The organism is Streptomyces sp. NPDC002671 (genome assembly GCF_053592475.1).
Genome location: NZ_JBSFVU010000001.1, coordinates 346,995 through 371,848, shown reverse-complemented (window position 1 = coordinate 371,848; position 24,854 = coordinate 346,995). Strand labels below are relative to the sequence as shown.

Below are 24,854 nucleotides of genomic sequence, written 5' to 3'. Positions count from 1 at the left end.
GGCGCGCGCACGGCCGCGCGCGGTTCGGTACGGCGCAGCCGACAGCGTCCGAGATCATCCAAGTTTGCACCAGGTCAGCCCGCGAGCTCGCTCCGGGGCACGTCCCACGTGGAGAGGGTCTGCGGGGTCGCCGTGAAGGCGCGCAGCCTGAAGCGGGTGCTCTTCTTGGGCGGGAGGTCGAAGCGGCCGAAGGGCGCCCGCAGTTCGACGGTCGCCGTAGTGTGCGCCGGGATCGTGGCCGAGCCCCGCGTGAGCGACCAGTACCGGCCCATGCCTTGCCCGGTGGTCAGCATGTAGTGCGGAGTGAGCGCACTGTCGCCCGTGTTGGTCACCCGCAGGGTCAGCGCGCCGAGCGAGTGCGCCGAGACCCGCCGTACCGCGGTGACGTCCATCCGCAGCGGCGGCCGGCCGGTCACCGCGAGCGTCGCGCTGACAAGCGCCGGCAGTACCAGCAGCACGACCGCGGAGGCCAGCGCGGGACGGCGGCGCCGGCCGGTCAGCCACCGGGGCCGGGGCTGCCAGGCGCGCGAGAACTCCGACAGCGGCACGGTGACCGCCGCAGCCAGCCACAGCGGGGTCATCATCAGGTAGTAGCCGTCCTGGGAGCGGGTCGCCAGGAAGAAGGCGCACCAGGGCAGTACCGTCGCCGCCGGACCCAGCCGCCGGATGAACAGCACGAACAGCGCCAGCAGGGCGGCGGCGAGCAGCATGCTCGCGTGGCCGTACCAGTCGAGCCGGTCGCTGCCGTGCGTGAAGTACAGGGAGATGTCCACCAGGCCCTGGCCGTGCACCACCGCGCCCTGCGTCAGCGGCAGGGCGATCCCGCCGAGCCAGAGGCCGGGCTCGTGCGCGATGAAGTACGCGTTGATCAGCAGCCAGGCCGTGACCGTGACCCCCAGGATCTTGAGCACCACGACACCGGCCGCCCGCGGGCCCAGCTCGCCGCGGCGCACGGCGTAGATCCCGGCCAGCAGGAACGGCGTGACGAACCACGGCAGCTGCTGCGCCGCGCACGCCGCCCCGAGGCACGCGGCCCGCGCGATCCCGGCCGCACCGAGCCGCCCGCGGGCGCCGAGCCGCGGCCAGCACACCACCACCGGCACCAGCAGGACCAGGGCGATGATCGCCGGGTAGCCCTGGCGGGCGTAGTTGGGCAGGAAGCCGAAGCCGAGGCAGACCATCGTGGCCGCCGAGCGCCAGGGCGTCGGCAGCAGCCGCCACAGCAGGACCGCGCCCACGATGAGCGCGAGCGTCGCCGCCGCCGTCGCCGGGGCGCCGCCGTGGCCCAGCCACAGCAGCGGCGCGGTCAGCAGCGGGGTCAGCGGGGGATAGCCGTAGGTGTAGTCGTACCCCCCGTCCGTCGTGGCCGTCAGCGCAACAGCCTTGTCCTGGAAGAGCCATGACCAGGGCTGCCCGTACATCGGGTGGCCGTGCACGAACTCCCGCGCGGCCTGCGTCGAGAGCACCGCCTCGTCGCCGCCGGCGTGGTTCAGCGCCCAGGTGCACAGGGCGAGCGTCACCGCGGTCACCAGCACGACCAGGTCGAGCCGCGCCAGCGAACGCGCCCGGCGGACTGTGAGCGTGAGCACGCCGGTCACCAGGATCGAGGCGTAACAGACGGAGATGGCCGCCGCTATGACCAGGCGATGCGTGGCCGCCTGCGTCCACACCGAGCGGGTCCCGATGAAGAGGCTCACGTCGGCGAGGAGGGTCAGCACACGGTGCCACTGCGCGGGGCTGCCCGGGGTGTCTGTGAGGGGGCCCGGGGCGGCGGACACCGCCGACTGTGTCCGCCGGCCGGGTGCCACCTGTTCGGTTTCTGCCAAGTGCACGAGATCGGACGCTATGGGGATCCGATGAACGACGCGGTACGGCGGGTGAAGAGTGAGGTGTGAGGGAGGTAAGAAACGGTCGTATTCGTACATGTGCCTCACCGTGCGCGGGAGTGGACTCCGCCGGTTCGGTCGCGCTTCGTGTCGCTGTTGGGCCGAACGGGTGACTTGGAGTAAGAATTGACCGGTGCAGGAATTGAGTGCGAGTCAGGTCAGGGGGAGCCGGTGAGCCGTTACGACGTCACCGATGAACAGTGGGAGGGGCTCGCCCAGGTCGTGCCGCTGCGGGGCCGGGACGCCTGGCCGTCGGCGGTGAACCACCGCTCGCTGCCGGACGCCGAGACCGAGACGCGGCGCCGTTTCGTGGTCCTCAGGGTCAACGTCTTCGCGGACGCCCGCGAGGTCGCCGAGACCCTGATGGCCGGGGTGCCCGTCCTGCTCGACCTCTCCGGCGCGGAGGGCGAGGTCGCCAAGCGTGTCCTCGACTTCAGCACGGGCGTGGTCTTCGGCCTGGGCAGCGGGATGCACCGCGTCGACCGCAACGTCTTTCTGCTGACGCCACCGGGCACCGAGGTCAGCGGACTGATGCAGGGTGCGGGCATCTCCGGCTGAGCCGCCCCGTGCCCCGTCACCCCGGCCCGCTGACGTGCCGTCACCCTGGCCGGTCCCCCGATCGTAGGAAGGTGGCGAGGGCAAAACGGTTCGCCGGGTGGGCGGAGCCCTACCGTCCGGGCATGGCCATGTCTTCCGCGCCCGCGGGGTGCTCCTCGTCGTCGGGTTCCGGGACCTCAGGGGTCTCCGGGGTCTCCGGGGTCTCCGGGACCTCCGGGGTCTCCGGGACCTCCGGGACCTCCGGGACCTCCTTGGTCTCCGGGGCTTCCGGGTCCCTGGGCTCCGCCGCACCCCCGTCGCCGCGCGACCCCCTCGACGTACGGGCGCGGATCACCGAGTTGCGGCTGTCGGCCTTCGCCGGGCACCGGCGGGCCGGGTTTCCGCTGGGCCCGGTGACCCTGTTCGCGGGGCCCAGCGGCTCGGGAAAGACGACCGCGCTCACGGCGTACGAGGCGCTTGCCCGGCTGGGCGGCGGGGCCTCGCTCGCCGAGGTGTTCCCGGACCCGGTCGGCTGCGTGCCGGAGGGTGCGCGGGCCGACGCCCAGGGGCGGCGCGGGTTCCGGATCGGCTGTACGGCCGACGGCGCCGAGGGGCCGGTCCGGCTCGACATCGCCGTACAGGCCGAGCCCCGGCTGCGGATCGTGGGGGAGCGGCTCACCGCCGGCGGAGTCGTCCTGCTGGAGACCGCCCTGCGCGACCCGGGCCGCCGGACCGTCCAGGCCGCCTGGCACACCGCGGGCTCCGCCCCGGTGACCCGCGCCCCGCTCCCCGACGACCGGCTAGGCACGCCCCTGCTGCCGCTGCGCGTGGCCGGCAAGACGGACGGGCAGCGGCAGGTGCTGGCCGCCGCCGAGCAGATGGTCGTCGCCCTGCGCTCCGTCTTCCCCTGCGACCCGCGCCCCGACTTCATGCGCGCCCCCGTCCCCACGGGCTCCGGACGGCTCCTGCCCGGCTGCGACAACCTCGCCGACGTGCTGTGGCGCACCCGGTCCGAGTGCGGCCGGCGCCACGCCCGGCTGGTCGAGGCCCTGCGTGCGGGCTGCGCCGGGCCGGTGGCCGACCTGCTCGCCGAGCCGTTGACGGACGGCACCGTCCGGGCGTTGCTCGACCGGGGCGACGGCTCCCGCACGGAGCTGGCCCGGCTCGGCGACGGCGAACTGCGCTATCTCGCGCTGACCCTCGTGCTCCTGACCGGGCCCGGCGTGCTGGAGGTGGACGCGCCGGGCGAGGTGCCCGACGCCCTGCGGACCCTCACCGTGCTCGCCGACGGCTTCGACCGCGCACTCGACGCCTCCCAGCGCCGCCGGCTGCTCGGTACGGCCGCCCGGATGGGCGAGCGCGGGCACATCCGCTGCGTGGCCGCGGTGAGCGACGTGTCGTGGGCCGCCGGGGCGGAGGGCGTTGCGGTGGTACACCTGACCGTTCCTAAAGACTGAGCGGGAGTGAGTCCTGTTGCCAGAACCCGTGCTCAGCCGCGTGCCCCGAACGGTGTTGGGCACACTGGTCCCCCGCTTTCGCTCTCACGTCCGGCGCAACGGGTCGTGTCCGTTGTCCGGGGACGGAGGGGCGGGTTTCCTCACGCCCCGGGACGCCTGGTCGGGCCTGGACGGTCCGATGCCCCGCACGATCGCTCTGGTCGTGCGGGGGCGGTGCCGTCCGTCGCCGGATCGGGTGCCCCAGGGCGCGCCTGCCGATCGCGACGGCTGCCGCGTCGTGGCGGGTGGTCTTCCTGGTGTTGCTGGTGAGGGGCTTTTGCCAGTGTTGGGCGCCCCACATCGAGGTGTAGGCGGGGTCTACGGCGACGATCGTCAGGCCGAGTTCGGCGGCCATGGCGACGAGCCGGGCGCGCAGCTTGCTCACGGGCATGCCGGAGATCAGCTTGCGGAACCGCTTGCGGCGGCCGTGTTTTTCCCTGGTCTTCTCCGCGCTGAAGTCCAGGTCTTCGATGCCGATGGCGAGTTGGCGCCGGGCTGCCCAGTGCAGGAGTCGGATGAGGACGTGCCGGACCTGCGCGTCACGGTGATCGGCGGTGCCGGACAAGTTGAAGAAGAATCTCCGGGGCTCACCACACGGGTTGCCATGTTGGTCGAGCCGCCAGGCGGCCAGGTGGTCGGCGTTGGTGTCCACGCCGATCAGCCCTCCGGCACGAGCCTGCGCCAGGGGAACGGTCTTGACCGGTGGGATGGTCCAGGAGGCGGTCAGGTACCAGCGTCCGCGCTGCACGTCTTCGTGGATGCGGTAGGCGACCGCCCGGTTGCCGGTGACGCGGTCGGCCCATTCGTCGCCCCGATGGTGGAACACCACGGTGCCGATGAGGACGTACCGACCGCGTGGGGCGTTGGCCAGATGAGTCAGCGGGGCGGGCAGCTTGATGCTGACTTCCCCGTCAGGGGTGACGCGGATTGTCTCGTTCCCGAACCGCTTCCCCGACTCGCCGTCCGCCTGGAGGAACCGGCGCTCGGCCTCCCAGCGCTCACGCCATTGGGCCTCGGTCAGGTTCGCGGCGGTGAGATTGTGCCGGGTGCCGAGCAGGCGTTCACCCCCGCGTGCTACTCGTACGCGCCCGGCTTCACGGTCGGCCCGCTCAGCGATCAACCGGTCCTCGAGCAAGTGCAAGCGGCGGGACTTGGCGAACCATTCCTGCTTCGTGCGGTATCCGCCCGGCGCCCGCTTTGTGCTCTTCTCTCCGACCGGCAGGGACAGCCGGTGCGCAATCGTACGGACACCGGCCTCAAGGTTCTGGACGTGGGCGAGCTGGGCGCGGCGGGACAGCCCCCACTGGTCGTGGGTGGCCTTCGTGATGCTCCCGGCCCAGCGGGACGACGCCTCTTGCGTCAGGGTGCGCTTGCGCTCCGCCCATTGGTCGCTGTCGTGCTCCCAACCGGCCGCACAGCGGGCTTTGAGGTCACGCCCGGCCAGCGTCCCCAAGTGGTCACCGACCAGCTTGAGTACCTTCTCGTCCTCGGCCGTGATCGCCTTGAGCCGGGTACGGACCGCGACACCGGACGGCCCGAGAGCAACGAACGGCGCAGCAATCGGGCGCAGGTCAGCCACGTTCGGCGGCCTCCAGTGCGGCCTTCGCCCGGTTCTTCGCCGAGCGGCGGCCATACAGGCGGGCGCAGAACGACGTCAGCACCTCCACCATGTCGCGCACCAGGTCGTCCTCGACCTCGCCGTCGTCCAGCACCAGCAGGCGACGCCCCGCCGCGGACAAGGCGGCCTCGACAAGCTCGACGTTCATTCGGCCGAGCCGGTCTTTGTGCTCCACCACCACGGTGGTCACCTGCGGGTCGGCCAGCAGGCGCCGGGCCCTGGAACGGCAGCCGTTCATCCCGGAAGCGATCTCCGCCTCAACACGAACGACCCGGTGACCGGCCTTCGCCGCCCACGCCGACAGTCGAGCAACCTGGCGTTCCAGATCGGTCTTCTGATCGTGCGAGGAGACGCGGGCATACAGGCCCAGACCGCAGGCGGCCTCGCGCGTGGTGTTCGCCTCCACGTTCACCAAGATCGTACGTGGCCCGACCCGCTGAGCCGGTACCGGCAACACCCCCTCACGAAACCAGCGATACGCGGTCTGCGGATGTACCCCCTGCGTCTTCGCCCATTCCGTCAGATTCACGCTCTGACAACGACACTCACTCATACATGGTTACGCTCACTTACCCGACCTCGAGGACCAGCAGGTGGAGACCCCGTGACCGAACACCCTGACCTCGCCGGACTCCAGCGCAGGCTGGCCGAGTTCGCCGCCGCGCGCCACTGGCAGCGCTACCACACCCCCAAGAACCTGGTCGCCGCGCTCAGCGTGGAGGCCTCCGAGCTGGTGGAGATCTTCCAGTGGCTGACCCCGGAGGAGTCGGCCCGCGTGATGGACGACCCCACCACCGCGCACCGCGTCACGGACGAGGTCGCGGACGTGCTCGCCTATCTGCTCCAGCTCTGCGAGATCCTCGGCATCGACCCGCTGGCCGCCCTGGACGCCAAGATCGACCGCAACGAACGCCGCTTTCCCCTGCCGGAGGCTCCGGGGACTCCCGAGGAGTGAGCCCAACGGGCGGACCACGACACTCCGTTATTACTCTCCGGAGTCAAATTCCACGTCGATTCCGAATTGTTGTCCGCAGATTTCCGTCTTCCTCTAGCTTTTCGCCCCATGGACCCTCACGCTGGGTAGTGGACAGGGGAGTTCTGGACGCAGCACGGCGGACGGACGGGGGTAGCACATGGATGCGGTGCGGCTCATCGGGACGAGCAGGCGGGCTCTGGCGGGCGGCGCCGAAGCGCCCGAGCTCATGACGGAGGTGTGGCAGGCGCAGGCCCTGGCCCAGGCGATCGGCAGCCGCCTCGCGGTGTCCGGCCCGCCGGAGCTGCGCGGCGAGGCCCTGGGGCTGACCGAACTGGCGGGCCGGGGCTGCGGGGTCCTGGACCCACCGGAACTCGACCCGGGCGACCTGCGCGCCGCCCAGCTCACCGAGCTGGACGACGCCCGCGAGACCCTGCTCTGCCTCGACGGCCTGCTCGGCGAGGTCGGCATGGCCCTCGTCGGCATGGCCAGCGCCGCTGCCGACCAGGCGACGTACTGGCAGTGCATGGAGGCCATCGACGCAGCGGACGAGTCCCGGGACCGGGTCCTGGAGATGCTGCGCAAGCTGGCGGCGCGCGAAGAGGCCTTACCGGAGCGGGAGTTGTGGTGAGGCAGTGCCGTCCTCGGGCGACGTCCGCCCCGGATCCGCGGCCGGCTGCAAGTCCGCGTCCAGGGAGGACAGATCCGACTTCACTCCCAGAGCGTATTATTTGGTATGGTGACCAACACCACGAACTCCCCGCTCAGGGCCGTGTTTTACACCCGCATCAGTCACGATCCCACCGGCAAGGCCGAAGGGGTCACCCGCCAGGAAGAGGCATGCCGGAAGCTCGCTGCCGATCTCGGCTGGCGCGTCGTCGCTGTCAAGACCGACGACGATCTGACCGCGATCGGCAAGCGCGGCCAGCGGGCCCAACGTACGTCCCGTCTTCGCGGCTCTGCTCGACATGCTGTCCGCCCGCGAGGCCGACGCCGTCCTCGTCTGGCACACCGGCCGCCTATACCGGCAGGCACGTGACTTTGAGCTGCTGATCGACATCGCGGACCGTACGAGGGCGACGTTCTGTGGTGTGTCCAGGGCGAGGGGCATGTCGGGCGAGGCAAGCTCATCACTCATGAACGGGATTGTGACAGGCGCTGCCGACAACGGTAGGGCGTGAACGTCAGACGGCCAGAGTCAACACAGCGTCCTGGCCGTCCTGTTGAGGCGGCACTACTGCGCTGCCGCCTGCGCCGCCCAGATGCGGGTCATGATCCGGAGTAGGTCAGGGTCGATCAGCTCGGCGTCGTCGGCGTGCTCGCGGTGCGCCCAGATGTCCCAGCCGGGGCCCGAGTTGCCCATCTCGTGGGCGACGATCACGCCGTTGGTGGGATCGGTGATCAGGCCGTCGCACGCACGGCAGACGTGCAGGGCCCGGCTCATGAGGCACCGCCGGGGCTGTGGCACTCGCAGCCGCATCGCTTGATCAGGAGCAGGCCGTTCGAGTGCGGCAGCTCGACGTCTGTGATCTGCCTGCACTCGCGGTGCAGATCTTCGTAGTCCGGCTGCTTCGCCAGCGTGCATTCGGCGGACAGGGTCACCTCGTCGGTGGTCGGCGCGGTCATGCGCACCCCCGCCGGAGCACGTCGGCGAGCCTCAGCGCGACGTCGGCGCGCACCCGGCCCAGGTTGATCAGGTTCAGGGCAGGGGAGGCCGTGTCCGCCCCCAGGGGCGGCAGGACGATCCCTGCCGCCGTCAGCGCTCCGCGCAGCACTTCGACCGCCTCGACGGCTTCGGTCGTGCCCGACTTCTGTGCAGTGGTCATGAACTCAGCTTTGGCCTGCGGGAGTTCTGGGCGACAGCAGGTATTCGCCGTTATTCTCAGAGGGCTACGACTTATGCCCGCGGATTCTCACGTAGCGTCAGGGAGGCCATAGCCGCGCCGGACACCCCGGCGACAAGATCGAGCTACAGGGAGCACGACCTGACGAGGGAGGGGCACATGACGCGCAACATTCGCTTCAACGGCACCGGCAGCGGGGACACCGGCTGCCCGTCGATCCACGAGGACGTCGACACCGGCCAAGTGATCGTCCACGGCCCGCCGCTGACCGACCCCGAGGACGTCGCTCAGCTCCAGCACCTCGGCCCCGGCGAAGTCGCGGTCGTCGTCCCGCGTGAGCTGATCACCGACTGGGCACCCAAGGACGCGACCCGGCAGGCGAGGATCATCGATCTCGACGCCTTCAACCGGCTGTTCGAGATCTTCGAGCACACCGCCTGGCGGCTGGAGACCCGCCGCCGGTACGCCTCCGACGAGTCGACCGAGACCTACGCGCAGTTCCTCGCCGAGGGCCGTGTGGACTGGGACATGAGCTCCTGGTACTGCGAGACGATCAGGCGCCAGACCGCCGCCGGGAAGAAGGTCGCCCGTGTCCGTTTGGTCGACGACCCGGCGACCGCCGGTCAGCGCTACCTCTTGGTCAACGCCGAGCGGAACACCGAGCTCGGGGAGGACATCCGCACCCTGCGCCGGGACGACGCCGACCGGCTGCGGCTCGGCAACGAGGATTTCTGGATCTTCGACTCGCGCTTGGTCGCCAGGCTCAACTTCACCGACGCCGACGAGCTCACCGACGTAGAGCTGATCACCGAACCGGCCGAGGTGATCAGGTACGCGATGCTCCGGGACGCGGCCTGGCATCACGCCGTCCCGTTCCAGCAGTTGGCGGCGGCCACGGCCGGGACGAGTTGACCGGCGGGCGGGTACCGGGTGACGACGGACTACCAGCAGGCACGCGAGGCGCTCGGAGTGCGCCTGCGGGAGCTGCGCATGTCCGCGCCCGATGGGCGTCTCACCGGTACCCGCCTTGCGCAGCTTCTCGGCTGGCCACAGCCCAAGATCTCGAAGCTGGAGAACGGCAAGCAGACTGCCACGCCGGAGGACTTGAGGGCCTGGGCCGACGCGACCGGCCAGCCGGAGGCGTACGGCGAACTCCTCGCCCGGCTACGGGGGTTCGAGTCTCACATCCGATCCTGGCGGCGCCAGCTCGCCGCCGGGCATCAGCCGGTCCAGCAGGCGATCGCCGCCGAGTACGAGCGCTCAGCCGTCGTGCACGGCTTCGAGTCCGTCACCGTGCCGGGCATCCTCCAGACCGCCGACTACGCCCGGCACGTGTTCAACCGGTACGCGGAGCTCCAACGCTCGCCCCGGGACACTGAGGCGGCCGTGCGCGCCCGCCTCAAGCGGCAGGAGCTCCTCTACGACGCCAGCAAGCGCTTCGAGATCCTGATTGGCGAGACCGCACTCAGGTCGCTGATCTGTCCCCCCTCGGTGCTGGCCGCACAGCTCGACCGCCTCGCTGGACTGGTCGGTCTCGACACCATCCGGCTGGGGGTCATCCCCTTCACGGCGTCGCTGAAGATCCCGCCGACCGGCGGTTTCTGGGTGCACGACGAGCGCCTCGCCATGGTCGAGGTCTGGCACGCCGAACTCTGGATCGACGACGCCGACTCGATCGCGCTGTACCTGCGGACCTGGCGCACTCTGCGGGAGTCGGCCGTCTTCGGCACGGACGCCCAGAACCTGATCAGCCGTGCACGCCAGGAACTCAACGTCGGCTAGGTCTGCCGACCGGCAGGGCCTGAGCCGGCGCCTCGTGCTCCCCGTGAACATCACCTTCACCGACTCGCCCTAGGGCCCGCGACTGCCTCCAGAATCTCGCGCATGGTTGCTTCACCCACACCCACCAACTGGTGGGACGACTGGCTCAAGTTCACCCCCGGTTGGCTGGCCTTCCTATGGGCCTTCGGAAACGGCACATGGCAGGGCATACGAAAGTGGCGGGATCGTCGCCACAAGCTCGCTCTCGGCCCAGAGGCCGAGGAACTGCGCTCTCATCTCAGACAATTCCGTGTGCTCTTGGAGGAGGTGACCTCCGGCAGTCACTACTCAGATTGGTTCTTGCACGAAGAGCGGAAACAGGTCGCTCGGGATATGCGAGACGCGGCTGGGCGTCGTGACGACGAGACACTCAAGTCGACCTTGACGCGCTTGGCTGACGCATGGACCGAAATCTTCGCGCTCGCGCCTCCATCCCCGACTCAGCTGCGGTCTCACGCAAACGAAGGTGACGGCTCTCCTGCTGACCAGAATCGGGCGATTGCCAGTCGTCAGAACGAAGATCTGGCACGGATTCAACAGATGACAGACCTCGCCCACGCGGCGCTGGCCGACGTCGAGATTGCCTTCGAGCGGCTCAACGCTCTGGAGCACCGTACGCACGGCCGCTGAGCCGCCAACGAGTCTGAGGCGCTGCCAGGCTGGCGCCTCGCAGCGCCTCAGCTGTCGGCGGCACGGGTGTGGAGTCCACGATCCACACGTCGTCGCTCCACACCGAGGTGCTGGTGGCCAGGATCCGGGTGACCTGGCGGAGCAGCTCGGCGGCTTTCCGTAGCCGCTTGTTGTAGCCGGGTTGCTGCGGCAGGTACGGGAAGAGGTGCCGCAAGTGGGCCCGGGCATGCCGGAGCCACCTGGCTTCGGAGGTGAACCCCAGCATGGCCTGCATCATTGCAAGGGTGACCAGCTCGGCGTCGGTGAGCGTCGGCGCGATCCCCACGGTCGGCCGCCACGGCGCCAAGTCCGGACGCTCCTTCAGGTAGGTCGTCGGCTGTCACATGGAGAGCTGTCGCGAGGGTGTCCAGGTTGTTCGTCACACAACGATCTTGGGCGCCCTCGTTCTCGCCCCCGCAAACAGCCCTTGGAAGATCTTCTACGGCGTCACGCGGGGTTCGCCCACTCCTCGCGAAGCATCCCGAAGAGCACACGGTCGTAGCGCTCTCCCTTCACCAGCACCGCGGACCGGCGGCGGCCTTCCTCACGGAAGCCCAGCCTGGTGAAGGCGCGCACGGCGCGCTCGTTGCCGCTCCAGGTGTCCAGCTCCAGCCGGCTCAGGCAGTACGCGCCGAACAGGTGGCCCACGAGCAGCCGCAACGCGTCACTGCCATGGCCGCAACCCCAGAACTCCCGCTCGCCGATGGTGACTCCCAGCGTGGCCACTCCGGCGTGCGGGTCCAGGTCCCGGTAGTCGGCCATGCCTATCACCCTTCCGCCGGCCAGATCCTCGACCGTGAACACGGCCGACTCCCTCGGGCTCAGGCGCAGCATGGTGTCGAAGCCGAGCCCGATCGCCTCCGCCGTGACCGGGCCGAAACAGGGATCGCCGGCCGCGGCCCAGCGCACCACTTCCGGGTCGTTGCGCCACCGAAGATGATGCTCCGCGTCTTCGGAGCGCAGCGCACGCAGCCTTACCAAACTTCCTTCGAACATTGCGCAACCCTAATCGATCACAGAACCGCTCAAGGCTGGCGATCCATGCGCGGATGTCCTCGACACGTCTGCGTCAATCAGGCCAAGCGGTCGCACCGACCCCTTGGAATTGATCATCTAGTTGTCCGAGCACAGCTGGTAGGGTCCGCCGCGCTCGTCCTGGATGATCTCGCCCCGGGCGGTGAGCTCACCGAGCGCCGCGTAGATCTGCGGGCTGCTGCGATCGAGTCGCTTCGCCAGCGCGGTCGCGCGTCACCTGAGGGAAAACCAGTGGTCGCGGCCGGGCCGGGCCGGGAGACTCGGTCGTGTGTTCCTGACGATCTCCACGCGCGGCGATGCCGCCCACCCGGCCACCGACCTCGGGTACCTGCTGCACAAGCATCCCGGGAAGGCACAGCGTTTCTCCACCTCCTACGGCGGTGCGCACGTCTTCTATCCCGAGGCGGACGAACAACGCTGCACGGCCGCGCTGCTGCTGGAGGTCGACACCGTTGCGCTGGTCCGGCGCGGCAAGGGCAAGGGCCGTGGCGGCGCACCCGACGCGGCGCTCGCGCAGTACGTCAACGACCGCCCCTATGCCGCCTCTTCACTGCTCGCGGTCGCGCTGAGCAATGTGTTCTCCAGCGCCATGCGCGGGGTGTGCAACGCCCGCCCGGAGCGGGCCGCGGCACCGCTGCCGCTGCGTGTCGAGGTGCCCGCGCTGCCCGCCCGCGGCGGCCCGGACCTCGTACGACGGCTGTTCGAGCCGCTCGGCTGGGCGGTGACCGTTGAACCGGTCGCCCTCGACAGCGAGTTCCCCGAGTGGGGCGACTCGCGGTACGTCCGGCTCGTCCTGGAGTCCGAGCAGCTCACCCTCGCCGAGGCGCTGCGCCACCTGTACGTCCTGCTGCCCGTCCTGGACGACGCCAAGCACTACTGGGTCGCCACCGACGAGGTCGACAAGCTGCTGCGGGCGGGCGAGGGGTGGCTGCCCGGACACCCGGAGCAGAAGCTCATCACCAGCCGCTATCTCTCCCGCCGCTGGTCCCTGACCCGGCAGGCCATGGAGCGCCTGGAGCTGGTGCGCCTGGCAGAGGCCGACGACAGCGAGGTCGAGGAGATCGACAACGCCGTCGAGACGGAGAGCGAGGAGGAGGAGAAGCCGACCCCGCTCGCGGTACAGCGCCGGGACGCGATCCTCGCCGCGCTGCGCGACTTCGGTGCCGCCCGGGTGCTCGATCTCGGCTGTGGACAGGGTCAGTTGGTGCAGGCGCTGCTGAAGGATGTCCGGTTCACCGAGATCGTCGGCGTCGACGTCTCCGTACGGGCGCTCACCATCGCCTCCCGGCGGCTGAAGCTGGACCGCATGGGGGAGCGGCAGGCCTCGCGCGTGAAGCTGTTCCAGGGCTCGCTCGCGTACACCGACAAGCGGCTCACGGGCTACGACGCCGCCGTGCTGAGCGAGGTCATCGAGCACCTCGACCTGCCCCGGCTGCCCGCCCTGGAGTACGCCGTGTTCGGCTCCGCGCGCCCGCGGACCGTCATCGTGACGACCCCGAACGTCGAGTACAACGTCCGCTGGGAGAGCCTCCCGGCCGGGCACGTCCGGCACGGCGACCACCGCTTCGAGTGGACCCGCGAGGAGTTCCGCGTGTGGGCGGGGACCGTCGCCGAACGGCACGGCTACGACGTCAAGTTCCGGCCCGTCGGACCCGAGGACCCCGAGGTGGGGCCGCCCACCCAGATGGCCGTGTTCATGAAAAAGACCGAAGAGACCGCGAAGACCCCGAGCACCGAGAGCACCGAGAGCACCGAGAAGGAGGCGAAGGCAGCATGACCGAGACACGCACGGGACGGGTCCTCCCCGTCACCGACCTCTCCCTCGTCGTCCTCGTCGGCGCCTCAGGATCCGGCAAGTCCACGTTCGCCCGTCGGCACTTCGCGCCGACCGAGGTGATCTCCTCGGACTTCTGCCGTGGTCTCGTCTCCGACGACGAGAACGACCAGAGCGCCACCAGGGACGCCTTCGACGTGCTGCACTACATCGCCGGCAAGCGGCTGGCCGCCGGCCGGCGCACCGTCGTGGACGCCACCAGCGTGCAGCAGGACAGCCGGCGGCAGTTGATCGAACTGGCCAAGAAGTACGACGTGCTGCCGATCGCCATCGTGCTGGACGTGCCCGAGGCCGTGTGCGCCGAGCGCAACGCGGCCCGCATCGACCGGGCCGACATGCCCCGCCGGGTCATCCAGCGGCACACGCGCGAACTCCGCCGCTCGCTACGGCACTTGGAGCGCGAGGGCTTTCGCAAGGTGCACGTCCTGCGCGGAGTGGAGGAGGTCGAGCACGCCGCCGTCGTCACCGAGAAGCGCTTCAACGACCTGACCCACCTCACCGGCCCCTTCGACATCATCGGCGACATCCACGGCTGCTCGGCCGAACTGGAGGCGCTGCTCGCCAAGTTGGGCTACACCGACGGCGTGCACCCCGAGGGCCGTACGGCCGTGTTCGTCGGCGACCTCGTCGACCGCGGCCCGGACACCCCGGGCGTGCTGCGCCGGGTGATGTCGATGGTCGCGGCGGGCGACGCCCTGTGCGTGCCCGGCAACCACGAGAACAAGTACGGCCGTTACCTCAAGGGCCGCAAGGTCCAGCACACCCACGGACTCGCCGAGACCGTCGCCCAGATGGAGGGCGAGAGCGAGGAGTTCAAGGCACAGGTCCGGGAGTTCCTGGACGGGCTGGTCAGCCACTACGTCCTCGACGGCGGACGGCTCGTCGTCTGCCACGCCGGTCTGCCCGAGAAGTACCACGGCCGGACCTCCGGCCGGGTCCGCTCGCACGCCCTGTACGGCGACACCACCGGCGAGACCGACGAGTTCGGGCTGCCCGTGCGCTACCCCTGGGCGGAGGACTACCGGGGCCGCGCGGCCGTGGTCTACGGCCACACTCCGGTCCCGGAGGCCACGTGGCTGAACAACACCATCTGCCTGGACACCGGCGCGGTCTTCGGCGGCAAGCTCACCGCTCTGCGCTGGCCGGAGCGGGAGCTGGTCGACGTACCGGCCGAGCGGGTCTGGTACGAGCCGGTGAAGCCGCTGCGTGCCGAGGCGCCCGGCGGTCACGACGGCCGCCCGCTGGACCTCGCCGACGTGCACGGCCGCAGGGGTGTCGAGACCCGGCACGCGGGCCGGGTGGCGGTCCGCGAGGAGAACGCGGCGGCGGCCCTGGAGGTCATGAGCCGCTTCGCGGTCGACCCGCGCCTGCTGCCGTACCTGCCGCCGACCATGGCGCCGACGGCGACCTCGCAGGCTGATGCCCGCGGCGGAGCCGCTGATGGACACTTCCTTGAGCACCCGGCCGAGGCCTTCGCGCAGTACGCGGAGGACGGGGTCGCGCGGGTCGTGTGCGAGGAGAAGCACATGGGCTCGCGGGCCGTGGCCCTGGTGTGCCGGGACGCGGACGCGGCACGGGAGCGGTTCGGGGTGACCGGGCCCACCGGGTCCCTTTACACCCGTACCGGCCGGCCGTTCTTCGACGACGAGACGGTGACCGAGGAGATCCTCGCCCGCCTGCGCTCGGCGATCACGGACGCGGGCCTGTGGGAGGAACTCGACACTGACTGGCTGCTGTTGGACGCCGAGCTGATGCCCTGGTCGCTGAAGGCGTCCGGTCTGCTGCGGTCGCAGTACGCGGCCGTGGGCGCCGCCTCCGGCGCGGTGTTCCCGGGCGCGCTGGCCGCCCTGGAGTCCGCCGCCGGCCGTGGTGTCGACGTGGCCGGGCTGCTGGACCGGCAGCGTGAACGCGCCGCCGACGCCGCCGCGTTCACCGACGCGTACCGGCGCTACTGCTGGACCACGGACGGCCTGGACGGCGTACGCCTCGCCCCGTTCCAGATCCTGGCCGCGCGCGGGCAGAGCCTCGCCGCGCTGCCGCACGACGAGCAACTCGCCCTGATCGACCGGCTGGTGGAGCACGACGGCACCGGACTGCTGCAGACCACCCGCCGCCTGTACGTCGACACCGGTGACCCGGAGTCGGTCCGGGCGGGAGTCGACTGGTGGCTGGAGCTGACCGGCCGGGGCGGCGAGGGCATGGTCGTCAAGCCGCTCGGCGCGCTGGTCCGCACCGAGCAGGGCCGGCTGGTGCAGCCCGGCATCAAGTGCCGCGGCCGCGAGTACCTGCGGATCATCTACGGTCCCGAGTACACCCGGCCGGACAACCTCGCCCGGCTGCGGCACCGGTTCCTGAACCACAAGCGGTCGTTGGCGATCCGCGAGTACGCCCTCGGCCTGGAGGCCCTGGACCGGCTCGCCGACGGGGAGCCGCTGTGGCGGGTGCACGAGGCGGTGTTCGGCGTCCTGGCGCTGGAGTCGGAGCCGGTCGACCCCAGACTCTGAGGATCCGCCCGGCCCGTTTCTCGTCAACGGGACGAAAATTAGAAGAGACAGAAACAGTCGAGAGGAGCGTGAATACGGTCGTTCGCGGCCAGGATGGAGGCATGGCATTTCACGTCGACTCCGAGGCCGGTCGGCTGCGCAGAGTGATCCTGCACCGGCCCGACCTGGAGCTCAAAAGGCTCACCCCCAGCAACAAGGACGCCCTTCTCTTCGACGACGTGCTCTGGGTCCGCCGTGCGCGGGCCGAGCACGACGGCTTCGCCGACGTCCTGCGTGACCGCGGAGTCGCCGTCCACCTCTTCGGCGACCTGCTCACCGAGACCCTGGCCTTGACCGAGGCCAGGGCGCTCGTCCTGGACCGGGTCTTCGACGAGAAGGAGTACGGCCCTCTCGCCACCGATCATCTGCGCACCGCCTTCGAGACCCTGCCCGCACGCGAACTGACCGAGGCCCTCGTGGGCGGGATGACCAAGCGCGAGTTCCTGGAGGCGCACGAGGAGCCGGTCTCCGTCCGCTTCCACGCCATGGACCTGGACGACTTCCTCCTCGACCCGCTGCCCAACCACCTCTTCACCCGCGACACCTCGGCCTGGATCTACGACGGCGTCTCCATCAACGCCATGCGCTGGCCGGCCCGGCAGCGTGAGACCGTCCACTTCGAGGCGATCTACCGGCACCATCCGCTCTTCCGTGACGAGGCCTTCCACATCTGGTCCGAGGGGCAGGCCGACTACCCGTCGACCATCGAGGGCGGGGACGTCCTGGTCATCGGCAACGGCGCCGTGCTGATCGGCATGAGCGAGCGCACCACGCCGCAGGCCGTGGAGATGCTCGCGCACAAGCTGTTCGCCGCCGGGTCCGCGCAGACGATCGTGGCGCTGGACATGCCCAAGAAGCGCGCCCTGATGCATCTCGACACCGTGATGACGATGGTCGACGGCGATGTCTTCACCCAGTACGCCGGCCTCGGCATGCTCCGCTCGTACACCATCGAACCGGGCGCCGCCGACAAGGAGCTCAAGGTCACCGACCACCCGCCGGAGCACATGCACCGCGCCATCGCCGCCGCCCTCGGGCTCAGCGAGATCCGGGTCCTGACCGCCACCCAGGACGTGCACGCGGCCGAGCGCGAGCAGTGGGACGACGGCTGCAACGTGCTCGCCGTCGAGCCCGGAGTCGTCGTCGCCTACGAGCGGAACTCGACCACCAACACGCATCTGCGCAAACAGGGCATCGAGGTGATCGAGATCCCGGGCAGCGAGCTGGGGCGCGGGCGCGGCGGGCCGCGCTGCATGAGCTGTCCTGTTGCGAGGGATGCCGTATAGCCCCTGCATAGAGAGGGAGGGGCGAGGGGCGCATAAGAACCCAAGAGTCTGTATATAAATGTGAGGCGTCGTATAGACTTCCAGTGCAAGCTGTTCTCGTCACCCCTGGAGCGCCCCCATGGCGACAGTCCCGACCGCCCTCGTCGGCCGCCACTTCCTCAAGGAACTGGACTTCACCGCGGAGGAGTTCCGGGGGCTGGTCACGCTGGCCGCCGAGCTGAAGGCGGCCAAGAAGGCCGGGACCGAGACGCGGTACCTCACCGGCAAGAACATCGCGCTCGTCTTCGAGAAGACCTCGACGCGCACCCGCTGCGCGTTCGAGGTCGCCGCGGCCGACCAGGGCGCCCGCACGACGTACCTGGACCCGGCCGGCTCGCAGATCGGGCACAAGGAGTCGGTCAAGGACACGGCCCGCGTGCTCGGCCGCATGTTCGACGCCATTGAATACCGCGGGCACGGCCAGGGTGTTGTCGAGGAGCTGGCCGCGCACGCCGGGGTCCCCGTCTACAACGGCCTCACCGACGAGTGGCACCCCACCCAGATGCTCGCCGACGTGCTCACCATGACCGAGCACAGCGAGCTGCCGCTGACCGAGATCGCCTTCGCCTACCTGGGCGACGCCCGCTACAACATGGGCAACTCCTACCTCGTCACCGGCGCCCTGCTCGGCATGGACGTCCGTATCGTCGCACCGCGCGTGCTGTGGCCGGACGAGACGATCGTCGAGCTGGCCCGGCAGCTCGCCGACGCCTCCGGCGCCCGGATCACGCTCACCGACGACGTGAAGGAGGGTGTGCGCGGCGCCCACTTCGTGGCCACCGACGTCTGGGTCTCCATGGGCGAGCCCAAGGAGGTCTGGGACGAGCGCATAGCGCTGCTCGGCCCGTACGCCGTGACCATGGACGTGCTCCGGGCCACCGGCCACGACGACGTGAAGTTCCTGCACTGTCTGCCGGCCTTCCACGACCTCGGCACCGACGTCGGCCGCGAGATCCACGCGCGGCACGGGCTCACCGAGCTGGAGGTCACCGACGAGGTCTTCGAGTCCGCGCACTCCGTCGTCTTCGACGAGGCGGAGAACCGGATGCACACGATCAAGGCGATCCTCGTGGCCACCCTGGCGGGTACGTCACACAGCGTTGCCTGACCCACGCCACCAGGCCTTATCCTGACCGGCGGCCCGGCATCACCCCTGCCCCAGGCCGTCGCCGCGACCGGACCGGTCGCCCGCACCACCAGAAACGAGCACCACCCGCATGCCCGCTCCACGCATCAAGTCCCCGCACGTGCTGGTCGCCGAATCCGGCGCCGACCGCGAGGGACACGGCCTGAAGCGCACGATGGGCCTCTTCCAGCTCATCTGCTTCGGCGTCGGCGCCATCGTCGGCACCGGCATCTTCGTCGGCCTCTCCGACTCGGTCGCCCAGGCCGGTCCGGCCGTCGTCGTCTCCTTCATCCTGGCCGCGATCACCTGCGTCTTCACCGCCTTCTCCTTCGCGGAGCTGGGCGGCGCGATCCCCGTCTCCGGCTCCTCGTACTCCTTCGCGTACGCCGGTCTCGGCGAGTCCACCGCCTTCCTGGTCGGCTGGTGCCTGCTGCTGGAGTACGGCATCTCCATCTCGGCCGTCGCGGTCGGCTGGAGCCAGTACGTCAACGAGCTGCTGCACAGCCTCACCGGCTGGCAGCTCCCGGCCGCCCTGTCCGCGGGTCCGGGCGACGGCGGCATCGTGAACCTGCCCGCCGTGATCGTCATCGCCATGGCCTCGGTGCTGCTGGTGCGCGGGGTGCGCGAGAGCGCGCGGGCCACCGCCGCCATGGCCGCCGTCAAGCTCGTCATCCTGCTCGCGTTCTGCGCGATCGGCTACAGCGCGTTCAAGGACGGCAACCTCACCCCGTTCTCCCCGGCCGGCCTCGGCGGCATCGGCGCGGGCACCACCGCCGCGTTCTTCTCCTACATCGGCTTCGACGCGATCACCACGGCCGGTGAGGAAGCGAAGAACCCGCGCCGGGACATCCCGATCGCGATCATGGTCTGCATGGGTCTGGTCACCGTGCTGTACTGCGCGGTCGCGGTCGCCGCGATCGGCGCCATCGGCGGCGACCAGGTCGCCGGCCGGCCCGCGGCCCTGTCGTACGTCGTGAACAAGGTGACCGGCTCGGCCGTCGGCGGCGGCGTGATCGCCTTCGGTGCGGTCGTCGCCATCGCCTCCGTGGTCCTCGCCGTGATGTACGGCCAGACCCGCATCCTGATGTCGATGTCCCGGGACGGCCTGATCCCGCGCGTCTTCGAGAAGGTCTCGCCGCGCACGTCCACCCCGGTCGCCGGCACCCTGATCGTCGCGGTCGTCTTCGCGGTCCCGGCGGCCTTCGCCTCGCTGGACGCGGTGATGAACCTGTGCACCATCGGCACGCTCGCCATCATGGCCGTCGTCAACATCACGGTCATCGCGCTGCGCCGCCGGGAGCCGGGTCTGACCCGCAGCTTCCGGGTGCCGCTCTACCCGGTCGGCCCGCTGCTCGGCGTCGGCTTCTGCCTGTACCTGATGTACGAGACCGGGTGGCAGACCTGGATCCAGTTCGCGGTGTTCCTCGCGGTGGGCCTGCTCGTGTACGTCGCCTACGGGCGCCGGCACTCCACGCTGGCCGGGACCGGCACCACGGCCTCCGCGGTTACGCCGGACGCCGCTGAGCAGGAACTACAGGGAGTCTGAACCACACCGCCTTGCCCGACGAGGTAGGGCGGTGACCGCAGGACGAGCTGAGGGCGCGGATCAGCAGCAGACCGCGCCCTCCCTCCTGCCAGACGTCGGGCTCCTCGATCACCGGGCGGGTGAGATGGCCGGGCGGCGCCGGGTCCGGGTCGTGCACCTCGACCTGGCAGCCGGTCGGCAGCAGCTCCACCACCAGCTCTATCGGGCCCCGGCCCGCGGTGTGCTCCACCGCGTTGGCCACCAGCTCCGCCGTGAGCAGCTCCGCGGTGTCGCTGTCGGCCGTGTGCTCCACCTCGGCCAGGGCCGTACGCACCAGGGCACGCGCCACGGGCACCGCCGCGGCGGTGTGCGGCAGCGCGATGCGCCAGGAGGCCGGTTCGGTGGGGCGTTCGTGCAAGGTAAGTCCGTTCATGCAGCAGGCTGTCCTGCTTTCGACGGTAGGAATGGTACGGGCCCGGCCACGGCGGCCGTCGCCGGGCTTCGCGTCCTGTTACGGCACTGTCGATGATCAGTGACGGGCGTGACGGGACTCGGCCATATCGGTGCCGTACCCGGCCCCTCTGTCGCGTACTCATGACGACAGTCACAAAAAAGTGATAACTTTGTGGTGTAGAGCAGCGTGAGGCACCGCCCCCCTAGGAGGCGCACGTCATGAGTCCCTTCACCGGCTCCGCCGCCCGCACCTCCGACTGGGAGCATCTGCGGGTCAAGCTCTCCGACGGCGTCGCGACCGTCACCCTCGCCCGCCCCGACAAGCTCAACGCGCTCACCTTCGGCGCCTACGCCGACCTGCGCGACCTGCTCGCCGAGCTGTCCCGGGAGCGCGCGGTACGCGCCCTGGTGCTGGCCGGCGAGGGGCGGGGCTTCTGCTCCGGCGGCGACGTCGACGAGATCATCGGCGCCACGCTGTCCATGGACACCGCCCAGCTGCTCGACTTCAACCGGATGACCGGGCAGGTGGTGCGGGCGGTACGGGAGTGCCCGTTCCCGGTGATCGCGGCCCTGCACGGGGTCGCGGCGGGCGCGGGCGCCGTGCTGGCCCTCGCGGCCGACTTCCGGGTGGCCGACCCCACGGCCCGCTTCGCCTTCCTGTTCACCCGCGTCGGCCTGTCCGGCGGCGACATGGGCGCGGCCTATCTGCTGCCCCGGGTCGTCGGCCTCGGCCACGCGACCCGGTTGCTGATGCTGGGCGAGCCCGTCCGCGCACCCGAGGCCGAGCGCATCGGCCTGATCAGCGAGCTGGCGGAGGAGGGCCGGGCCGACGAGGCCGCCCAGAACCTGGCCCGCCGCCTGGCCGACGGCCCGGCCCTCGCCCACGCCCAGACGAAGGCCCTGCTCACCGCCGAGCTGGACATGCCGCTCGCGGCAGCGGTGGAACTGGACGCCGCCACGCAGGCCCTCCTCATGAACGGCGAGGACTACGCGGAGTTCCACGCGGCGTTCTCGGAGAAGCGTCCGCCGAAGTGGCGCGGGAGGTGACATGAAGGTCGCTGTGATCGGCGGCGGCCCCGGTGGTCTCTACGCCGCCGCCCTGCTCAAGCGCCTCGACCCGGCCCGGGAGGTCACCGTCTGGGAGCGCAACGCCCCCGACGTGACCTTCGGCTTCGGCGTGGTGCTCTCCGACGAGACCCTGGGCGGTATCGAACACGCCGACCCGGTGGTCTACGAGGCCCTGCAACGCGACTTCGTCCGCTGGGACGACATCGACATCGTGCACCGGGGCGCCCGCCACACCTCCGGAGGACACGGCTTCGCCGCACTCGGCAGGAAGCGGCTCCTGGAGATCCTGCACGAGCGCTGCCGCGACCTCGGCGTGGAGCTCCGCTTCCGCACCGAGGCGCCGCACCCCGACCGGCTGGCCGCGTCGTACGACCTCGTCGTCGCCGCCGACGGTGTGCACAGCACCACGCGTGACGCCTACGCCCCTGTGTTCCGTCCCCATGTGGCCGCACACCACTGCCGCTACATATGGCTCGCCGCCGACTTCGCCTTCGACGCCTTCCGCTTCGAGATCGCCGAGACCGAGCACGGCGTGATGCAGCTCCACGGCTACCCATATGCGGCCGACGCCTCCACCGTGATCGTCGAGATGCGCGAGGAGGTGTGGCGGGCGGCCGGGTTCGGGGAACTCGACGAGCAGGAGTCCGTCGAACGCTGCGCCAAGATCTTCTCCGACGCGCTCGGCGGACGCCCCCTGCGCTCCAACAAGTCGGCCTGGACCACGTTCCGCACGGTCGTCAACGAACGCTGGTCGCACGGCAACGTCGTCCTCCTCGGCGACGCCGCCCACACCGCGCACTTCTCCATCGGCTCCGGCACCAAGCTGGCCGTGGAGGACGCGCTGGCCCTAGCCGCCTGCCTGCGCGAACAGCCCACCCTGGAACGGGCGTTGGCCGCCTACGAGGAGGAGCGCAAGCCCGTCGTCGCCTCCACCCAGCGGGCCGCCCGCGCCAGCCTGGAGTGGTTCGAGAACCTGGAGCGCTACCTCGGCCAGCCGCCCCGCCAGTTCGCGTTCAACCTGCTCACCCGCAGCCGCCGCGTCACCCACGACAACCTGCGGCTGCGCGACGCCCACTTCACCGCGTCGGTCGAGCGCGAGTTCGGCTGCCCGCCCGGCACGCCCCCGATGTTCACTCCGTTCCGGCTGCGCGGACTGACCCTGCGCAACCGGGTCGTCGTGTCGCCCATGGACATGTACTCCGCCACCGACGGGGTCCCGGGCGACTTCCACCTCGTCCACCTGGGCGCCCGCGCCCTCGGCGGGGCCGGGCTGGTGATGACCGAGATGGTGTGCGTGAGCGAGGAGGGCCGCATCACGCCCGGCTGCACCGGTCTCTACACCGGCCGGCAGGGCGAGGCCTGGCGCCGGATCGCCGACTTCGTGCACCGCCAGGCGCCCGGCACCGCGATCGGCGTGCAGCTCGGGCACTCCGGGCGCAAGGGTTCGACGCGGCTGATGTGGGAGGGCATGGACGAGCCGCTGCCCGAGGGCAACTGGCCACTGGTGGCCGCCTCCCCGCTGCCGTACAAGCCGGGCAGCCAGACCCCGCACGAGCTCTCCCGGGCCCAACTCACCGACATCCGCGAGCAGTTCGCTGCCGCCGCCGGGCGGGCCGCGCGCGCCGGCTTCGATCTGCTCGAACTCCACTGCGCGCACGGCTACCTGCTCTCCGGCTTCCTGTCCCCGCTGACCAACCGGCGCACCGATGCCTACGGCGGCACGCCGGAGAAGCGGCTGAAGTTCCCGCTGGAGGTCTTCGACGCGGTGCGTGCCGTATGGCCGCAGGAGCGGCCGATGACCGTGCGCATCTCCGCCACGGACTGGGCCGAGGGCGGCACGACGGCAGCGGACGCCGTGGACATCGCACGGGCCTTCGCCGCGCACGGAGCCGACGCGATCGACGTGTCCACCGGGCAGGTGGTGGCCGAGGAGCAGCCGGAGTTCGGGCGCTCGTACCAGACGCCGTTCGCCGACCGCATCCGCCACGAGGTCCGCGTCCCGGTGATCGCGGTCGGCGCGATCTCCTCCTGGGACGACGTCAACTCCCTGATTCTGGCGGGGCGTACGGACCTGTGCGCGCTCGCCCGCCCGCACCTGTACGACCCGCACTGGACCCTGCACGCCGCCGCGGAGCAGGGCTACGAGGGGCCGGGCGTCGTCTGGCCCGCCCCTTACCGTGCGGGCAGCCGCCGCCCGCAGACGGGCCGCACGGACGCCCCTAAGCCCAGGCTGTCGCTCGGCGGCTGAGCCGGCCCCCTGCCGTCGGTCTGAGGGACAGCCCTCACACCCCCGCGAACTCCGCCCCCGCGTCCCGCAGCCGCTCGTGCAGCCCCCGGAACACCTCCGCCGAGCGCACGCCCGGCCAGCCGGCGGGCAGCAGGGCGGTGGGCAGGCCGGGGTCGGTGTAGGGGAGGTGGCGCCAGGAGTCCAGGGCGAGGAGATAGTCGCGGTAGGCCTCCTCGGGCGGGGTGTCCACCCGGTGCTGCCAGGAGTGCAGCACCGGCCCGTGGGCGTCCAGGAAGCGCTCGTGCTCCTTGGCGATCGCGGTGAGGTCCCACCAGCGGGCGACCGCCTCGGCGGTGGGCGCGAAGCCCAGGTGCTCGCCGCGGAAGAAGTCCACGTACGGGTCGAGGTGCAGCCGGCGCAGGGTGTGCCGGGTCTCCTCGTACAGCCGGGCCGGGGCGATCCACACCCCGGGCGCCGCCGTGCCGAAGCCGAGGCCCGCCAGCCGGGAGCGCAGCACGTGCCGCTTCTGCCGCTCCGACTCGGGCACGGAGAAGACCGCCAGCACCCAGCCCGCGTCCTCGGGCGGCGCCGTGGCGTAGATGCGCCGGTCGCCGTCCTCCAGCAACTGGCGTGCCTCCGGGGAGAGTTCGTACCCGGCGGCGCCGTTCCCGGTGCGGGCCGGCAGCAGTAGCCCGCGCCGTTTGAGCCGGGACACGGAGGAGCGTACGGACGGCGCGTCCACGCCGACCGCGGCCAGGAGCCGGATCAGCTCGGCGACGGGCACCGGGCCGGGTGCGAAGCGGCCGTACGCGCCGTAGAGCGTGACGATGAGAGACCTGGGGGCGTGTTGCTCGGACACGTTGATCATTTTAGG

At 70.7% G+C, this 24,854-nt stretch carries 25 protein-coding genes and 1 pseudogene; 16 read left to right on the top strand and 10 right to left on the bottom strand.

Annotated elements, in window-relative coordinates:
- Positions 1-74 precede the first annotated feature (74 nt).
- On the bottom strand, positions 75-1,832 hold the full coding sequence (locus tag ACWD35_RS01605) for a hypothetical protein (RefSeq protein WP_451349100.1): 1,758 nt from the start codon (positions 1,830-1,832) through the stop codon (positions 75-77).
- Between the two features lie 225 nt (positions 1,833-2,057).
- Here ACWD35_RS01605 and ACWD35_RS01600 point away from each other — a divergent pair, with 225 nt between their 5' ends.
- Both ACWD35_RS01600 and ACWD35_RS01595 read left to right on the top strand, forming a co-directional pair.
- Positions 2,058-2,444, top strand: a complete 387-nt coding sequence (locus ACWD35_RS01600) for a cell division protein SepF (RefSeq protein ID WP_451349099.1) — start codon at positions 2,058-2,060, stop codon at positions 2,442-2,444.
- Positions 2,445-2,566: 122 nt separating this feature from the next.
- The gene (locus tag ACWD35_RS01595; protein ID WP_451349098.1) at positions 2,567-3,880 is read left to right on the top strand and encodes an AAA family ATPase; all 1,314 of its coding nucleotides are present in this window, start codon (positions 2,567-2,569) and stop codon (positions 3,878-3,880) included.
- On the opposite strand, the gene ACWD35_RS01590 is transcribed toward ACWD35_RS01595, so the two are convergent.
- A complete protein-coding gene (locus tag ACWD35_RS01590; protein WP_451349097.1) occupies positions 3,870-5,498 on the bottom strand; it encodes an IS200/IS605 family accessory protein TnpB-related protein in 1,629 nt (542 codons plus the stop codon). The genes ACWD35_RS01595 and ACWD35_RS01590 overlap by 11 nt on opposite strands.
- Positions 5,491-6,066: an IS607 family transposase gene (locus tag ACWD35_RS01585; RefSeq protein ID WP_451349096.1), complete on the bottom strand. Its 576-nt coding sequence runs from the start codon at positions 6,064-6,066 to the stop codon at positions 5,491-5,493. Before ACWD35_RS01585 ends, ACWD35_RS01590 begins: the two co-directional genes overlap by 8 nt.
- 75 nt (positions 6,067-6,141) lie before the next feature.
- Between ACWD35_RS01585 and ACWD35_RS01580 the strand changes: the two genes are divergently transcribed.
- The 4 genes from ACWD35_RS01580 to ACWD35_RS01565 all read left to right on the top strand — a co-directional run bounded on the left by ACWD35_RS01580 (position 6,142) and on the right by ACWD35_RS01565 (position 7,691).
- Entirely contained in the window at positions 6,142-6,492 is a 351-nt protein-coding gene (locus ACWD35_RS01580) for a nucleotide pyrophosphohydrolase (RefSeq protein WP_451349095.1), read from the top strand.
- 178 nt (positions 6,493-6,670) lie between these two features.
- Positions 6,671-7,141, top strand: coding sequence for a DUF6099 family protein (locus tag ACWD35_RS01575; protein ID WP_451349094.1), 471 nt, complete (start codon positions 6,671-6,673; stop codon positions 7,139-7,141).
- A gap of 108 nt (positions 7,142-7,249) precedes the next feature.
- The gene (locus tag ACWD35_RS01570; RefSeq protein ID WP_451349327.1) at positions 7,250-7,549 is read left to right on the top strand and encodes a hypothetical protein; all 300 of its coding nucleotides are present in this window, start codon (positions 7,250-7,252) and stop codon (positions 7,547-7,549) included.
- Positions 7,479-7,691: a hypothetical protein gene (locus ACWD35_RS01565; protein ID WP_451349093.1), complete on the top strand. Its 213-nt coding sequence runs from the start codon at positions 7,479-7,481 to the stop codon at positions 7,689-7,691. Before ACWD35_RS01570 ends, ACWD35_RS01565 begins: the two co-directional genes overlap by 71 nt.
- A gap of 53 nt (positions 7,692-7,744) precedes the next feature.
- Here the strand turns inward: ACWD35_RS01565 and ACWD35_RS01560 are convergent, their stop codons facing one another.
- From ACWD35_RS01560 to ACWD35_RS01550, 3 genes are read right to left on the bottom strand one after another with little or no spacing between them, the layout of a single operon-like run.
- Positions 7,745-7,954: a hypothetical protein gene (locus ACWD35_RS01560; protein ID WP_451349092.1), complete on the bottom strand. Its 210-nt coding sequence runs from the start codon at positions 7,952-7,954 to the stop codon at positions 7,745-7,747.
- Positions 7,951-8,136, bottom strand: a complete 186-nt coding sequence (locus ACWD35_RS01555) for a hypothetical protein (protein ID WP_451349091.1) — start codon at positions 8,134-8,136, stop codon at positions 7,951-7,953. Before ACWD35_RS01555 ends, ACWD35_RS01560 begins: the two co-directional genes overlap by 4 nt.
- Positions 8,133-8,336 carry a hypothetical protein gene (locus ACWD35_RS01550; RefSeq protein ID WP_451349090.1) on the bottom strand — a complete coding sequence of 68 codons (204 nt, stop codon included), beginning with the start codon at positions 8,334-8,336 and terminating at the stop codon, positions 8,133-8,135. Before ACWD35_RS01550 ends, ACWD35_RS01555 begins: the two co-directional genes overlap by 4 nt.
- Positions 8,337-8,513: 177 nt before the next feature.
- On the opposite strand from ACWD35_RS01550, the gene ACWD35_RS01545 reads away from it, so the two are divergent.
- From ACWD35_RS01545 to ACWD35_RS01535, 3 genes are all read left to right on the top strand, one after another.
- Positions 8,514-9,266 carry a DUF6879 family protein gene (locus tag ACWD35_RS01545; protein ID WP_451349089.1) on the top strand — a complete coding sequence of 251 codons (753 nt, stop codon included), beginning with the start codon at positions 8,514-8,516 and terminating at the stop codon, positions 9,264-9,266.
- 18 nt (positions 9,267-9,284) lie between these two features.
- Positions 9,285-10,136: a helix-turn-helix domain-containing protein gene (locus ACWD35_RS01540; protein ID WP_451349088.1), complete on the top strand. Its 852-nt coding sequence runs from the start codon at positions 9,285-9,287 to the stop codon at positions 10,134-10,136.
- Between the two features lie 102 nt (positions 10,137-10,238).
- Positions 10,239-10,805: a hypothetical protein gene (locus ACWD35_RS01535; RefSeq protein WP_451349087.1), complete on the top strand. Its 567-nt coding sequence runs from the start codon at positions 10,239-10,241 to the stop codon at positions 10,803-10,805.
- Positions 10,806-10,866: 61 nt separating this feature from the next.
- On the opposite strand, the pseudogene ACWD35_RS01530 reads toward ACWD35_RS01535, so the two are convergent.
- Positions 10,867-11,227, bottom strand: a pseudogene (locus tag ACWD35_RS01530) (IS982 family transposase); the annotation flags it as partial.
- Positions 11,228-11,291: 64 nt separating this feature from the next.
- Positions 11,292-11,840 carry a GNAT family N-acetyltransferase gene (locus ACWD35_RS01525; RefSeq protein ID WP_451349086.1) on the bottom strand — a complete coding sequence of 183 codons (549 nt, stop codon included), beginning with the start codon at positions 11,838-11,840 and terminating at the stop codon, positions 11,292-11,294.
- A gap of 307 nt (positions 11,841-12,147) precedes the next feature.
- Between ACWD35_RS01525 and ACWD35_RS01520 the strand changes: the two genes are divergently transcribed.
- The 5 genes from ACWD35_RS01520 (at position 12,148) to ACWD35_RS01500 (ending at position 20,253) form a co-directional block, all read left to right on the top strand.
- Positions 12,148-13,656, top strand: a complete 1,509-nt coding sequence (locus tag ACWD35_RS01520; RefSeq protein WP_451349085.1) for a 3' terminal RNA ribose 2'-O-methyltransferase Hen1 — start codon at positions 12,148-12,150, stop codon at positions 13,654-13,656.
- On the top strand, positions 13,653-16,217 hold the full coding sequence (locus tag ACWD35_RS01515) for a polynucleotide kinase-phosphatase (protein WP_451349084.1): 2,565 nt from the start codon (positions 13,653-13,655) through the stop codon (positions 16,215-16,217). Before ACWD35_RS01520 ends, ACWD35_RS01515 begins: the two co-directional genes overlap by 4 nt.
- 101 nt (positions 16,218-16,318) lie before the next feature.
- Entirely contained in the window at positions 16,319-17,542 is a 1,224-nt protein-coding gene (locus tag ACWD35_RS01510) for an arginine deiminase (RefSeq protein ID WP_451349083.1), read from the top strand.
- A 118-nt stretch (positions 17,543-17,660) separates the two neighbouring features.
- Positions 17,661-18,689, top strand: a complete 1,029-nt coding sequence (argF, locus tag ACWD35_RS01505; RefSeq protein WP_451349082.1) for an ornithine carbamoyltransferase — start codon at positions 17,661-17,663, stop codon at positions 18,687-18,689.
- A 109-nt stretch (positions 18,690-18,798) separates the two neighbouring features.
- Entirely contained in the window at positions 18,799-20,253 is a 1,455-nt protein-coding gene (locus ACWD35_RS01500) for an amino acid permease (protein ID WP_451349081.1), read from the top strand.
- On the opposite strand, the gene ACWD35_RS01495 is transcribed toward ACWD35_RS01500, so the two are convergent.
- A complete protein-coding gene (locus ACWD35_RS01495) occupies positions 20,213-20,665 on the bottom strand; it encodes an ATP-binding protein (RefSeq protein ID WP_451349080.1) in 453 nt (150 codons plus the stop codon). The two genes, ACWD35_RS01500 and ACWD35_RS01495, sit on opposite strands and share 41 nt — an antisense overlap.
- Positions 20,666-20,904: 239 nt before the next feature.
- Here ACWD35_RS01495 and ACWD35_RS01490 point away from each other — a divergent pair, with 239 nt between their 5' ends.
- Together ACWD35_RS01490 and ACWD35_RS01485 are read left to right on the top strand one after the other, a co-directional pair.
- Positions 20,905-21,732 carry an enoyl-CoA hydratase family protein gene (locus tag ACWD35_RS01490; RefSeq protein ID WP_451349079.1) on the top strand — a complete coding sequence of 276 codons (828 nt, stop codon included), beginning with the start codon at positions 20,905-20,907 and terminating at the stop codon, positions 21,730-21,732.
- A gap of 1 nt (position 21,733) precedes the next feature.
- Complete coding sequence (locus tag ACWD35_RS01485; RefSeq protein WP_451349078.1) at positions 21,734-24,001, top strand: bifunctional salicylyl-CoA 5-hydroxylase/oxidoreductase; 2,268 nt, start codon at positions 21,734-21,736, stop codon at positions 23,999-24,001.
- A 34-nt stretch (positions 24,002-24,035) separates the two neighbouring features.
- Here the strand turns inward: ACWD35_RS01485 and ACWD35_RS01480 are convergent, their stop codons facing one another.
- Positions 24,036-24,848, bottom strand: a complete 813-nt coding sequence (locus ACWD35_RS01480; RefSeq protein ID WP_451349077.1) for a PaaX family transcriptional regulator — start codon at positions 24,846-24,848, stop codon at positions 24,036-24,038.
- Between the last annotated feature and the right edge of the window lie 6 nt (positions 24,849-24,854).